Source organism: Citrobacter sp. MGH103, assembly GCF_001034475.2.
Lineage (GTDB): Bacteria > Pseudomonadota > Gammaproteobacteria > Enterobacterales > Enterobacteriaceae > Citrobacter > Citrobacter freundii.
The window spans coordinates 4,265,178-4,278,625 of record NZ_CP073043.1 but is presented as its reverse complement, the minus strand read 5'-3'; the positions used below and the strand labels follow the sequence as shown (position 1 = coordinate 4,278,625).

Here is a 13,448-nt window from a genome sequence, read left to right as displayed (position 1 = left end):
AAGGCGTTAAGCCGCCATCCGGCAACGTAATACAGGCTAGCGTTTTCTCCCGCCCATCAAACTCCCCAACATGCCGCGGATTATCTGATTAGTAACCTGTCGCGCCGCGCTTTTCGCCACGCTCTGTACCACGCCATCGCGCTTGCCGCCGCGCGGCCCTGTGCTGCCAAATAAAATATCCTTCAATCCACCGAGAATACCGCCGTCCACCTCGACCGCTTTACCGTTGGCGGGAGGCGTATTTTGCTGCTCGGTACTGGCCTGCACGCCCTGCTGTAAACGTTCATAGGCGGACTCTCGGTCGATATCTTCTTCATATTTGCCGTACAGCGAAGAGTGATTAATCAGCCCGTTGCGCTCGTCGTCCGTCACCGGTCCCATCCGTGAGCACGGCGCAATCACCATCGCCCGTTCAACCACCGACGGGCTGCCTTTGGCGTCCAGAAACGACACCAGCGCCTCGCCGGTTCCCAGCTCCTGAATGGCTTTTTCGGTATCAAATGCCGGGTTGGCGCGCATGGTTTGCGCCGCGGTTTTCACCGCTTTCTGATCTTTCGGCGTGAACGCGCGCAGGGCGTGCTGCACGCGGTTCCCCAGCTGACCAAGCACGTTGTCCGGAATATCCGACGGGTTTTGCGAGACGAACCACACGCCGACCCCTTTCGAGCGGATCAGACGGATCACCTGTTCGATTTTATCCAGCAGCACCTGCGGGGCATCGTTGAACAGCAGATGCGCTTCATCAAAGAAGAACACCAGTTTTGGCTTCTCCAGATCGCCCGCTTCCGGCAACTGTTCGTACAGTTCTGAGAGCATCCACAGCAGGCTGGCGGCGTACAGTTTGGGCATCTGGTAGAGCTTCTCTGCGCTGAGAATATTAATCATCCCTTTGCCGCTGGCGTCGGTACGCATCCAGTCTTTGATATCCAGCATCGGTTCGCCAAAGAAGTGTGCCGCTCCCTGCTGCTCCAGCGACAGTAGTCCGCGCTGGATAGCCCCGACCGAAGCGCTGCTGATATTGCCGTACTGATTTTGGAAGGATTTAGCGTTATCGCCGATGTACTGAGTGATGGCCCGCAGGTCTTTGAAATCGAGCAGCAGCAGGCCCTGGTCATCGGCAATGCGGAAGATAATATCCAGCACGCCGGACTGAACGTCGTTGAGATTCAACAGACGAGCCAGCAGCAGCGGCCCGAGGTCAGATACCGTGGCTCGCACCGGGTGACCCTTTTCGCCGAAGATATCCCACACCGTGACCGGATTACCATGCGGTTGCCAGTCGGTAATGCCGATGTTTTTCAGGCGGGCGAGCAGCTTTTCAGAGGCTTGTCCTTCCTCGGCCACGCCGGTTAAATCACCTTTCACATCGGCCATAAATACCGGTACGCCAATCTCGGACAACGATTCGGCCAGCTTTTGTAGTGTGACGGTTTTACCAGTCCCGGTGGCGCCGGTAATCAGCCCGTGACGGTTGGCCATGCCTGGCAGTAAAAACAGTTCGGTGTCCGGCGTGCGGGCAATTAGCAGGGGTGCGCTCATTGAGATTTCCTCCATTTATCCTGCCTGGAGTATAGGCAACCGTGACGCACTCTTCACCGCTAAATTGCGGAGATTGTGAGGAGAATTTTACCTGCCTGGAATAGCGGGGAGAATAGCCGGGAAGCTTACGCCTCCCGACAAAGACGATCAGAAGTCGGCTTTCAGCACCACGCGGTAGCGGGCTTTGCCGTCACGCACATGCTGGATTGCTTCGTTAATTTGCGACATCGGGTACAGCTCGGTGGTAGGCGACACCTTGCTGCGCCCGGCAAACTTCATCAGCTTGCGCAGCTCGAATGGCGTCCCGGTCGCCGAACCGGAGATGCTGCGATCCCCGGCAATTAAGGTAAACGCCGGAACCGGCAGCGGCTTCAGCACTGCACCGACGGTATGGAAGTTACCGCCGTAGGCCAGCGCTTCAAAATAGGGCTGCCAGTCGAGATCGACGTTAACCGTGTTAATGATGAGATCGAACTGGCCCGCCAGCGCTTTTAGCGCATCCGGATCGCGGCTGTTGACCACTTTATCCGCCCCCATCGCCAGCACTTCCTGCTCTTTCGCCGGATTGGAACTGAATGCGGTCACTTCGCAGCCCATCGCGTGTAACAGCTTAATGGCGATATGTCCCAGGCCACCGATGCCGATCACCCCGACGCGGCTGGTGGCAGTGATATGGTGCATCAGCAGCGGTTTGAACACCGTAATGCCGCCGCACAATAATGGGCCAGCTGCCGCCAGATCGATACTCTCCGGCAGCGGGATCACCCACTGCCAGTCGGCCCGCAGCTTCTCGGCAAAGCCGCCGCGATTAAGAATAGTGGGAACGGAACCTTCCAGGCAGTTGATTTGATTACCGCTGATACAGGCGTCGCAGTGCCCGCAGCTGCGGGCCGTCCAGCCAATACCGACGCGCTGACCAACCTTCAGACCCTTATCCTGCGCCGCGCTGCCGAGAGCTGCCACGCGACCAATCACCTCATGCCCGGCAACCAGCGGATACTGAGAGAACCCCCATTCGTTGTCGATCATCGACAAATCGGAATGGCAGATACCGCAGTAATCGACCTGGACTTCGACATCTTCCGGCTTGAGCTCTCCCGCATCATATTCATAGAGTTCGAGTTCGCTGCCCGCCGCTTTTGCAGCGTAGCTTTTTATCATCGACATCGTGTTTCCCTCAGTGTGGTGTTGAACTGGAAGTGTAGAGCATGGGGAAACGGGACGCTTCGCAGAAGGGGGGATTAAGGAGGGGCAAACTGTGATGATGGTTACAGGTAAGAAAGGTAATGCTGAAATTTTCAACACTTAGCGAGCCATACACACGCTGGCGCTTGCATGGTGGCGCACGACAGGTATAATCCACAACGTTTTCCGCATCCCTTCCGTGCCGGAGTGGCGAAATCGGTAGACGCAGTTGATTCAAAATCAACCGTAGAAATACGTGCCGGTTCGAGTCCGGCCTTCGGCACCATACAAAGCTTTTTTCAAGTCTATTAACGTCTACTTTAGTCCATAAAAACAGTAAGTTAAGCAGGTTTCTGGCTTTTCTTAGTCTGTACACGTCTACTCAATTCCTTGAACATATACCAACTGATGATGGTATAACTGATGGTATTCCCGGTTCGATTGATTTTGTACCAACACTGGAGGTATCAGCTGATGGCACTCACCGATATCAAAGTTAGGACTACCAAGCCCTCCGACAAACCCTTCAAACTCACAGATGGGCAGGGTATGCACCTGCTGATCAATCCCAATGGTTCAAAATACTGGCGACTCCAATACCGTTTCGGGGGCAAACAGAAAGTTTTAGCATTGGGTGTTTATCCAATGGTCTCTCTTGGTGAAGCCCGCAGGAAGCGAGATGAAGCCAAAAAGTTGGTATCTGATGGCATCGACCCTTCTGAGAAGAAAAAAGCAGATAAGATTGAGCAAAGCGAAGCCTTGACATTCGAGGCTGTCGCAAGGGACTGGCATACTGCTTGTAAAAGGAAATGGTCTGATTCCCACAGCGAGAGAGTTCTAAAAAGCATGGAAGATGGTCTCTTTACTACTATTGGTAAAAGAAAAATATCCGAGCTTAATACCAGAGATCTTCTTGCCCCTATCAAGGCTGTTGAAGCTTCCGGGCGACTGGAAGTTGCTTCCCGACTACAGCAAAGAACGACGGCAGTAATGCGATATGCTGTCCAGAACGGGCTGATAGATTACAACCCTGCTCAGGAGATGGCAGGAGCTATTGCTGTAGCCAAAAGAATCCACAGGCCTGCTTTGCCATTCGAACGATTTTCAGAACTCTTAGAACGAATTGATAACTTCAAAGGTAGGAAACTCACGAAGTTAGCCGTAAAGCTGACATTGCTCATTTTTATCCGTTCCAGTGAACTCCGATTCGCAAGATGGTCGGAGATCGACTTTGAAAATGCGATGTGGACTATCCCTGGAGAACGCGAGCCATTGCCAGGAGTCAAACATTCCCATCGAGGCTCAAAAATGAAGACCCCACACCTCGTGCCGTTAAGCCGTCAGGCCTTAGAACTTCTAAAAGCAATCAGAGAAATCAGCGGTGAATGCGACCTTGTATTCATTGGTGATCATGATTTCAGAAAACCTATGAGCGAAAACACAGTCAACAAGGCACTAAGGTCGATGGGTTATGACACAACTGTTGAGGTATGTGGGCATGGTTTTAGAGCGATGGCTTGTAGTGCTTTGATCGAGTCAGGAAAGTGGTCGAGAGATGCTGTTGAGAGGCAGATGAGCCATCAGGAGCGAAACTCCGTTCGTGCCGCATACATTCATAAAGCTGAGCATTTGGACGAGCGTAGGTTGATGTTGCAGTGGTGGGCTGATTATCTTGATGAAACAACTGAGAGAAGAATTGCACCTTTTGATTTTGATAACTAACTGATTTTAATTAATAAAATGGCGTGCTCAATAAAAAAATGAGGCGCTATTTTTTTATTTTCGATTTATGTGCTATTACGAAGTAAAACTTTTTACAACGGAGTGGCATTAATGAAATCTTGGGTAAAAATGAATAGTTGGACATCAGAAGACACCAAAGCAGTGAAAACATGGTTTGATTTGGATAGATATCGAGAGTTTGAAAACATTTCAATTAATATGCTTTACCATGAAATATGGGCGAGGACATATTTCTTCAAACCAGTAATAGAAGAAGGAATGCATAAAACAGTATTGAAAAATTATATGCAGATATTAGAAGGTAATCCTTTTCTCATCAAAGAGAAAGACTTGAATTATATGGATGCTGAAAATAAACTTTATCAACCGCCATACTTTTTTATAACCACGGTAGATCGAATAGCTAATATCAGTTTTGCTTGTATGAAAAAGGCTTTATTCATAAGAGCTAATTCAGAACAATATAAGATTGATTCCACTATTGAGAACGAATACATATCCGAAAAAATCCCTGAACAGTTTCCTACTACAATTATGTTAGAAATCGATCTTGCGGCTGGAAGTGATGATGAGATAGCAGAGGCACTGCGAATATCATTACCACAATGGCGAAAAGTTAAGGGTGTAAAACCTGCACCGCTTGATGCAGTAAGATTTGGTTATGGGACAATAAAAAAGTTAATGAGCTATAGAATAATACCAATGCTTGATTTACTTGCTTGGTCAGAAAGAAAAAAAGTGCATCTGTCAGATGATAGAATATCACGATTGATTTATAGAGATGAAGATGACGATAAGGTAATTAGACAAGGGTATCATATTAGAGATGCAGACCGACCTTTAGCTATGAAAGTAGTAGAAAATGATTTTTTACGCCAATTCTACTTTTTTATAAATAAAAACAGACATATTAAAGAGATGAGCGTTTATGATGTAATGAAAATTACAGACACCGATTGATTATGTTGTAATGGTTGATAAATATATTTTAAGAAAGATTTTACTGGAAATAGACTATTTTAATGATTTGAAATGCAGTAACGATTATGCGAGATATGACAATTTTTTTCACGGTATGATTGTGCTATTATATAACAGTGAATATTATGATGGATTATCCAATGGCACTAAGTATCGATAATATAAGAGTTTTTTCAAGGGTGTTCAGCCGCCCAGTTTTCGAGGCTTTAGCCAAGGGAAGAGAACCGTCTAATGTCTTGGATTTTGTGTCTTTCTCTGATGAAATGAAGCAGGATGGGCAACCATTACATACATTTTTTAGTGAATGTTATAAAGAGTTATCCAGGAATTATAGAAATGAGTATGTTTACAAAACAGAAGTAGCAAATCGAATAGTTTTTGGGAGGCATAGCCCCCGGACCTCATCATTATTAAGTGAGCTTCATGTCGGAAAGTCTATTGTTGATATTGCAATTTTTAACGGAACATCTACAGCGTATGAAATTAAAACGGAATATGACACCCCGCGTAGATTGCAAACTCAAACCCCAGATTATTTAAAAGCATTCGATAAAGTTTATGTGGTTACTCATCCAAATTTATCTGAAAAATATGCTGAGATTGTTCCAGATAAAGTTGGTGTTATTGCATTAAATAATAGAGGTAGCCTTAAGATAGTTAAAAATGCTGAGTCAAACTTAGCTAATGTTGATATATTATATATTTTTCGTATGCTGAAAAGAAGTGAATACCTTCCCGCAATAGAAAAATTCATTGGCGAGAAGATCAATTTACCCAACGGGCTTATTTATGCATTCTGCGAGGATATATTTAAAAAAATTCCTCAGGATTTAGCTCACAATATTTACATTAATGCAATGAGAGGCAGAACGACAAGTGATGATATTGTAAGCTTTGTTAATTGCCTTCCTAGTTGCCTTCGTGTGTTGGGAATGTCATCTGCTTTATCAAGTGTTCAACGTAAAAAGATCCTCACGGTTTTGGGGATAGTGTAGAGATGCTTAACTTTATGTGATCATTGTTCTCTCTGGAGGGAGTCATATGTATAGTCCATATCTATATGGTCGTGGTTCTGAGCTGTTAGCGCTAAGAGAATTGGCAGCAAGTTGTACTAATGCTGAGTTGTTTATACCGATAATTGAACCTGTGCTAACCAAAACCGATAAACTTATACGTTGTTTAGAGATACTTTCAGAGAAAAACAAGAGGGTCATGTTAGTCATCAATCCAAAACAACATGAGTTTAGTAAAGATATAGAGGCTCGAAGAAAATTTGTAGCAACGATTAAAAATAATTTAGATAAATGTAAAACGCTTATCCCCACCCTTATAGTTGACTCAAGTGTAGCAATTGAAACCCTTAATGGTTTCTTAAAAGCATTTGAAGGTTCAAATGTTGCTTTAATATACAACAAGCCAAGTATTAACGATGTGGAATTTTCCAAGTTAACAAAATTAAAATTTATTGAATTTCATATTACTATTGATGGTAATGTTACCGATTTTCAATTTAATGAAATCCCTAAAAATAAACTTATTGAAGTGAAAGATAACTTCGTCAAATTAGATAAGAATGCAGATTACTCTGGTCAAGAAGTTTTCACGGATAAACATAAAAAAATTGGTAAAACAGTATTAGGTATCGGTGATTTCACTATAGTCGGGAAAAAACTTGAGATTGGTGGTGGCAAGGCTGGTGCCGTTGCATCTCATTTAATTTATAAACATCCTGCAAGCGGTGATATATGGATAGAACATTTTGTTTCGAATGACACTGATAGAGACATTGGCGACGTAGCGTCAAAATTCTTACAAATGACAGATAAAATTGAAAAGGAAGTTAGAACAAGGGCCACAGAGTACGGCTCTAATAAAGCATTAGAAAAATATAACGAGCATTATAAAAGCAGAACGTTTCCCGGTTTGGGGAAAAATAAAGAATACCAGATTAGACACCACATACAGCACATAATTGATGTAATATCAGGAAAAATCTGACAGTAAAGAGGCTATTCTATAGCCTCTTTTTAGTTTTGTTTAGAGCTTTTTTGTTATGAATTTTGGATTCGATTATTTTTTTTTCTCTTTTAGCAGTGTGTATGTTATTTAATGTAATGGATTTTTTTGTCAGATCTTGATAGTTCTCTGTGAATATATTTTCAGATATAGCAAATGAATTATCTTCCTGTTTTGTTAATATTTCTTTGCCGAGCATATAACTAATTAAAGAGGTTATTTCATCTGGTATTATCGTTGTTCGTTCAATTATATCATCAAATAGAAGTTGTAAGAAATCAAGATATTCTCTTGGCGTTAGATTACATAGGTATTTATCATAGAATTCATAACTACCAAGTTTGATTAATTCACTTCTGAAAAGATGTTCATTACTATAATAATACACTCTAACGTGGTCTATGTTCCCTTTTATATCAATCATTTTTGGGTCCTTAATAATTATTGTTATAATAAAATAACATGTCAAAACTATTATGCAATAGAATTTAGAAGGTTTTTATTATAAAAATAGATTTTTCAATCTAACTCCTTATTGAAGAAAAAACATAATTAGAGGCTGTCTTAATACGCAATTGAACAGATAGTTATCTTCTCTAAGCTCAAATCTAGTGAGTAAAGGTTTTCGATCTTGTGAAAATTTAGGTGAATGAAAGAACTGTTTTCTACCTGTAGCCTATTGATGTGAGGGTTTCGGATGTTATGAAACTCTCAGATTCTGAGTGATATGAATCTCCAGAGGCTCATAGTTTCGAACCAGGGATGGCTCTGGTGTTCGTAATCTCGCTTCATCCATTCGAAATTCATTTGTACTGTATCCCTGTAGAAACAACAGAGGACATACATATGGAAAATCAAGCTCGTCTCATCCGTTTACCAGAAGTCATGAAGAAAACTGGATTTGGTAAAGCGTGGATCTATCGTCTTATCAGCCAAAATAGGTTTCCACAGCCAGTAAAGATCGGTGTTCGTGCTACCGCTTTTGTCGAAAGCGAAATCGATGAATGGATTCAATTAATTATCGAAAATTCAAGAAAGCATGTCGCTTAACAAAAATGCTGCTTCATCGATTTTTAACTTTTAATAATGCATTAAGAAAAAGAAATTTACAGATGTTGTGAGTTTACGTATTGGTTTTGAAACAACGAGGCTTTGTAAAGTTTGCATCTGAGAAAAAGAATATATTTGACGTAATTCTTTACCTTTTTTCTAGCAGAGCTTTTGCTATAAGGCTTGAAGATGGTTTTCTTAATATCGGGTATGGATACTTCATACTAGCCGTACCTGTTTATTTGACGTCAAATAAAATTTTTCAAGCCATTAATATATATACCAATTAAACAAGATTCATTGTAAAAAATTTGAATTATTTTGAATAGGAATATATTTAATAAGTGAGAGTGATATTAATTTGTTAAGTTTGAGGTGAAAATGGGATATAAAGTAAAGAAATTCATCATGAGTAGTGGAGAGCGAGGATGCCTGATCCTTGATAAAAAAAGTAATCTACCAACTTACTATCAAAATCTATTTCTTACTACAGACATAAGAAATAGAGGCGCAACAGCCTCAACGATGGAAATAGTTGCAACTAACTTACTAATTTTCAGTAATTTCTTGGATGGTAGGGGAATTGATATAATTGAGAGAGTTGAACTTAAAAAATATCTCAGCGTTGCAGAAATAGATGATCTGGTAAGATATGCGAAACAAAGATTCGACAGACAAAAAATCATAAATATAAAATCGACAAATTATAGGTTTATTGCGAAGAGAACCTTTAGTTATAGAATACACGTTTTTTCACGCTACCTTAAGTGGTTATGTGGATTAGTTCATTCGTCAAAGGGGATTCATGCAAAGTATGAAGTAGACGTATTTATTGAAAGTATCAGAGCACATATTCCAAGAAACAGTTCATTGAATATGAATGAAATATCTGAAAAATCGTTAAATGAAGAAGAGATCAAAGTGCTTTTCCGTCTATTGGAAATTGGCGGGATTAAAAACCCTTTCCATAAGGAAGTACAGGTCAGGAACAGACTAATATTTACCTTGCTCTTAAATTTAGGTTTAAGGGCTGGAGAGTTGCTCAATCTTAAAATAGATGATTTTGATCTCAGAGACAACACTTTAAGTGTAGTCAGAAGACATGATTCAAAAGAAGATGGAAGATCTTATCAACCATTAGTAAAGACTGGAGAAAGGGTTATTCCGTTATCTGATGAGTTAGCCTGTGAAATTTTTGATTACATAAGCAATAGCAGAGAAAAAATGACAAAAAGGAAAAAGCATAATTTCTTATTGGTGGCTCATTGCACCGGAAAAAACGCAGGAGAACCCTTAAGCATTTCAGCTTATGAGAAGGTGATATCAACACTGAAACGAGCAAGTCCAGAGCTATATAATCTTTCAGGCCATAGGTTAAGGCACTCTTGGAATTATATGTATTCTAAAGGAATAGAAGGTGCTGAATTAGAATATAGTAGAAGGAAAGATTTAAGGAATTATCTAATGGGTTGGTCAAAGGAGTCAATAATGTGTGATAGATACAACTATAAATATATATCTCAACAAGAGAAGGATGTCGTCCTAAAGGTCTATAAATCAGTAAGTAAAATAATTAGTGGAGTTTAGTATGGAAAACAAATGTATTGAAAGTGAGCAAATCTTTTTTGCTAAGATGAACAGGTATAGTTTCAAACTGTCAGATAAGAAATGGCAACTGGATAAAGAAAACTGCGTATACCCTCATAAAGTTGTAGATAGAATGCCTACAAAAATGAAACTTAGCTACTTAAAAACATTGGCTTACTATGCGTCTGAATATAGTTCTTTTTATATTCAAAGTATTAACAATCTATTTTATAAGTGGTTTGGTGCGATGACTATCGATACTATTGATGGCAAAGCCATATATCAATTGAATGTTTATTTAGGTTCAGCGAGAAACTACAAGCTAAACATAGTTAAGTCCTTCATCACTAAATGGAAAAAACTCAATTACCCTGGAGTAGAAGCGACTGCCCTTAGAATGTTGGAGAAAATAAAAATAATTCCAAACCAAACAGGAGAGGCAGTTAAAAGACGAGATCCAAATAAAGGACCTTTAACTGAAACGGAACTAAATTATATCCTTAACTCTGTTAGCAAATTTTATCTTCAGAAGAAAATTCAACGCTTCTTATATTGTTATATTCTTCTGTTGGCAATAACAGGAAGAAGGCCATTACAATTAATCTCTCTAAAAGCTAAGGATCTCATTAAAAATGAGAAAGGGTATTTTTTAAATGTACCAAAAGTAAAACAAAGGAAATCATTCAGAAATGAATTTAACATGGTAATGATAGAAAAGTTTTTGTATGACAGCTTATCAATGCTAATTGATGAAAATCAGGTGTTTGTAGAAGATAAATTTAGTGTTGGGATTAATAACTATAGAGGCGAATTGCCAATCTTCATGGATTTAGACAAGATTACGGAAATAAAAATAATTGAGGAGTTTCTATCTGATTTAACAACAGATTTTTTCCATATGAAAAATTCAGTCATGTCAAAGCTATTAAAACGCTTTCCTTCAAAATTCGATGTTAGATCAGAAAGGACTAACAGCTATATAGAGCTTAATGCCAGAAGATTCAGATATACATTAGGGAGTCGACTGGCTAATGAAGGAGCCTCAATTGAGGTGATTGCTAAAGCGTTAGATCATAAATCAGCAAACTCTTCTATGATTTATATAAAAAATAATCCTGACAGTGTTTATGATATCGATAAGAAACTAAGTGCATTTTTTAACCCCTTATCTAATATACTTATGGGCGTAGAGATTGAAGAAAACAAGAACTTTTTTATCAAGTATGTTTTAGATTCATTTTTATTATTAGAAGATACGAAAGAGGAATTTAAATGTTTATCTTGTAAAAAATTCAACCCCTGGAGAACATAATGAATAATATATTTATTTTTGAACCAAGTAATATAAACAACCCACACTATAATGTTATTAAGTTCATCGAGTTTTGTAAGGATACCATTTCTAATAATAATTTAACAACTTCCTGGGAAAGCAATAAATGGAAAGGTTTATATAGATTTACTAAGTTTAACTTAAAAAACAACCTCAGCAGCAAGGAACGCTTAGATGATAGTTTTATTAATTTTGCTAAAGCATATATGTTGCATGTGCATTCATTCAATAAAGCTAAGACGAAACACTCAACATTATCAATGTTGAAGATTGTAGAATTCGTTTTACTGAAAATCAATATGGAAGCTAATGTAAGCTATTGCAACAATTCAGTTTTTGATGAATGCATAAGAATAGCATCTGAAAAGTATTCTAAAGCACACGCATTTTCTATTGGAAAAGAACTTGAGAAATTGAGTTCATTTCTAAGTGATAATAACATGACTAATTTATCTTATTTATTTTGGGTAAACCCAATTAGGTATAGGATTACTCAGTCTTGGACTGGTTATGATTCTACACTGGAAGGCCATTCTAGATTGCCTGATATCAAATCAGTTATTGCGATTGCTGAGATTTTTTCAAAGAGGGATGAACAATTATCTTTAAGAGACATATTTACTACATCTGTGCTTGCTTTACTTATGTGCGCACCGAGTAGGATATCAGAAATTTTAGCTTTGCCAGCGGATTGTGAAATTACAGAATGTGATGGAAAGGGCATTCAAAGATACGGTTTGAGATTTTTTTCAGCAAAAGGGTATGAAGGTAATATAAAATGGATTCCAACTCTAATGATACCTGTAGCTAAAAAGGCAATTACCAGATTAAAAGAATTATCAAGTCAAGCGAGGTTATTGGCTGCTGAAATTCAGAAAAATCACTCTAATTCAACGATGGGAACCCTTAAAGAGAATATACCTCAAGATTTCCCTTGGTATGATAGAGAGAAGAAAATTGAATATTCTAATGCGCTTTGCTTGTTAACTGAAGGACAGTTAAATCAAAACAAAAAGAAAATGTTAGATAAGTTATTCAGACCTACAATGAGTTTTTTTAAAACTGACATTGTTGATTCTGATTATATAAAAGGACATTTTAATATCTTTAAAAGACATGGTTATATAAATGAAGATGGTAGCCCATATTTGCTGAGAACACATCAACTGAGGCATCTTCTTAACACATTTGCTCAAATAAATGGTATGGATGAATTTAGTATTGCTCGCTGGTCTGGACGTAAGCTTATTTCTCAAAATGTTTCTTATGACCACAGATCGCATCTTCAAATGTCTAAAGCAATAAGAGAACAAAAGTTATCAGTGTGTGTTAATGAGCACAGAAAAAAGGATATTCCAGTGGTGGATCTTGACGAGTTTGATTCACTTAGTAGTGGTGCAGTACTTGTATCAAAACATGGCTACTGCAAGCACTCATATGCGTTTAAGCCGTGTGAACATTATCCGATTGAGAATTCTGGTTTAGATAACGAAACGATTTCAAACATTCACGATAAAATTTTAAAAAGAACACTGTATGATAAAAATGATGGGAACATAAATGCTGATAGATGGTATGAATTCCATAAGAGAATAAAAAAAGGAGAATAAATGGCTAAGCATATAAATGGTTATCATGAGAAGAAGATTGTAGATGTTATTAACACATGGTCTATAGATGAAAAACTAACTTGGGACGCTTTGTGCGACAGGTTAGTAAGGATTATTGGGAAAAGACCATCAAGACAATCCTTAAGTAGTCATGTAAGGATTGCAGAAAGCTTCAGTGTGAAAAAAGCCACTATCAAATCTGGTGCAATACACACTGTAAAACCTGCTAATTTAAAAGTGGCTTCTCAACGAATTAGAAGACTTGAAGCTGAAAATGAAGCTTTGAAGGCATTAAATGAACGCTATTTAGAACAGTTCAAAGTGTGGCTTTATAATGCTCACCTTAAACAAATAACGATTGAAGAACTTAATAATCCATTACCTGCAAAATACCTTTAATAGAA

The 13,448-nt window shown here is 39.3% G+C and carries 12 protein-coding genes and 1 tRNA gene; 10 read left to right on the top strand and 3 right to left on the bottom strand.

Translation table 11 applies throughout. The annotated features are described in order from the left end of the window. Positions 1-36 precede the first annotated feature (36 nt). Positions 37-1,539 carry a helicase HerA-like C-terminal domain-containing protein gene (locus SK33_RS20665; RefSeq protein WP_003025876.1) on the bottom strand — a complete coding sequence of 501 codons (1,503 nt, stop codon included), beginning with the start codon at positions 1,537-1,539 and terminating at the stop codon, positions 37-39. Between the two features lie 147 nt (positions 1,540-1,686). After that, the gene (gene ahr, locus SK33_RS20660) at positions 1,687-2,706 is read right to left on the bottom strand and encodes an NADPH-dependent aldehyde reductase Ahr (protein ID WP_003839634.1); all 1,020 of its coding nucleotides are present in this window, start codon (positions 2,704-2,706) and stop codon (positions 1,687-1,689) included. 219 nt (positions 2,707-2,925) lie between these two features. On the opposite strand from ahr, the gene SK33_RS20655 reads away from it, so the two are divergent. The 5 genes from SK33_RS20655 (at position 2,926) to SK33_RS20635 (ending at position 7,446) form a co-directional block, all read left to right on the top strand. Further along, positions 2,926-3,010, top strand: a tRNA-Leu gene (locus SK33_RS20655). 188 nt (positions 3,011-3,198) lie between these two features. Continuing rightward, positions 3,199-4,446 (top strand): tyrosine-type recombinase/integrase, encoded by a 1,248-nt coding sequence (locus tag SK33_RS20650; protein ID WP_048219980.1) that lies wholly within the window; start codon positions 3,199-3,201, stop codon positions 4,444-4,446. Positions 4,447-4,557: 111 nt separating this feature from the next. Continuing rightward, positions 4,558-5,427 carry a DUF6387 family protein gene (locus tag SK33_RS20645; protein ID WP_007705339.1) on the top strand — a complete coding sequence of 290 codons (870 nt, stop codon included), beginning with the start codon at positions 4,558-4,560 and terminating at the stop codon, positions 5,425-5,427. A 161-nt stretch (positions 5,428-5,588) separates the two neighbouring features. Beyond that, positions 5,589-6,443, top strand: a complete 855-nt coding sequence (locus SK33_RS20640) for a sce7726 family protein (protein ID WP_032679532.1) — start codon at positions 5,589-5,591, stop codon at positions 6,441-6,443. A 46-nt stretch (positions 6,444-6,489) separates the two neighbouring features. Beyond that, positions 6,490-7,446, top strand: a complete 957-nt coding sequence (locus SK33_RS20635; protein WP_048219829.1) for a sce7725 family protein — start codon at positions 6,490-6,492, stop codon at positions 7,444-7,446. Between the two features lie 16 nt (positions 7,447-7,462). Here SK33_RS20635 and SK33_RS20630 read toward each other — a convergent pair whose 3' ends face one another. Then, entirely contained in the window at positions 7,463-7,888 is a 426-nt protein-coding gene (locus SK33_RS20630) for a hypothetical protein (RefSeq protein ID WP_048219827.1), read from the bottom strand. A 422-nt stretch (positions 7,889-8,310) separates the two neighbouring features. On the opposite strand from SK33_RS20630, the gene SK33_RS20625 reads away from it, so the two are divergent. The 5 genes from SK33_RS20625 to SK33_RS20605 all read left to right on the top strand — a co-directional run bounded on the left by SK33_RS20625 (position 8,311) and on the right by SK33_RS20605 (position 13,443). Further along, entirely contained in the window at positions 8,311-8,514 is a 204-nt protein-coding gene (locus SK33_RS20625; RefSeq protein ID WP_016190490.1) for a helix-turn-helix transcriptional regulator, read from the top strand. 381 nt (positions 8,515-8,895) lie between these two features. After that, positions 8,896-10,101: a site-specific integrase gene (locus SK33_RS20620; RefSeq protein WP_048219825.1), complete on the top strand. Its 1,206-nt coding sequence runs from the start codon at positions 8,896-8,898 to the stop codon at positions 10,099-10,101. Position 10,102: 1 nt separating this feature from the next. Next, entirely contained in the window at positions 10,103-11,413 is a 1,311-nt protein-coding gene (locus SK33_RS20615) for a tyrosine-type recombinase/integrase (RefSeq protein ID WP_048219823.1), read from the top strand. Next, entirely contained in the window at positions 11,413-13,044 is a 1,632-nt protein-coding gene (locus SK33_RS20610) for a DNA-binding protein (protein WP_048219821.1), read from the top strand. The genes SK33_RS20615 and SK33_RS20610 overlap by 1 nt, the downstream gene beginning before the upstream one ends. Next, positions 13,045-13,443 (top strand): hypothetical protein, encoded by a 399-nt coding sequence (locus SK33_RS20605; RefSeq protein ID WP_001052044.1) that lies wholly within the window; start codon positions 13,045-13,047, stop codon positions 13,441-13,443. Positions 13,444-13,448 lie beyond the last annotated feature (5 nt).

Bases quoted from the DNA above. Each gene is read 5' to 3' on its own strand.
- SK33_RS20635 (WP_048219829.1), top strand. From the start codon at position 6,490: ATGTATAGTCCATATCTATATGGTCGTGGTTCTGAGCTGTTAGCGCTA.
- SK33_RS20620 (WP_048219825.1), top strand. From the start codon at position 8,896: ATGGGATATAAAGTAAAGAAATTCATCATGAGTAGTGGAGAGCGAGGA.
- SK33_RS20615 (WP_048219823.1), top strand. From the start codon at position 10,103: ATGGAAAACAAATGTATTGAAAGTGAGCAAATCTTTTTTGCTAAGATG.
- SK33_RS20625 (WP_016190490.1), top strand. From the start codon at position 8,311: ATGGAAAATCAAGCTCGTCTCATCCGTTTACCAGAAGTCATGAAGAAA.
- SK33_RS20650 (WP_048219980.1), top strand. From the start codon at position 3,199: ATGGCACTCACCGATATCAAAGTTAGGACTACCAAGCCCTCCGACAAA.
- ahr (WP_003839634.1), bottom strand. From the start codon at position 2,706: ATGTCGATGATAAAAAGCTACGCTGCAAAAGCGGCGGGCAGCGAACTC.
- SK33_RS20645 (WP_007705339.1), top strand. From the start codon at position 4,558: ATGAAATCTTGGGTAAAAATGAATAGTTGGACATCAGAAGACACCAAA.
- SK33_RS20665 (WP_003025876.1), bottom strand. From the start codon at position 1,539: ATGAGCGCACCCCTGCTAATTGCCCGCACGCCGGACACCGAACTGTTT.
- SK33_RS20605 (WP_001052044.1), top strand. From the start codon at position 13,045: ATGGCTAAGCATATAAATGGTTATCATGAGAAGAAGATTGTAGATGTT.
- SK33_RS20630 (WP_048219827.1), bottom strand. From the start codon at position 7,888: ATGATTGATATAAAAGGGAACATAGACCACGTTAGAGTGTATTATTAT.
- SK33_RS20640 (WP_032679532.1), top strand. From the start codon at position 5,589: ATGGCACTAAGTATCGATAATATAAGAGTTTTTTCAAGGGTGTTCAGC.
- SK33_RS20610 (WP_048219821.1), top strand. From the start codon at position 11,413: ATGAATAATATATTTATTTTTGAACCAAGTAATATAAACAACCCACAC.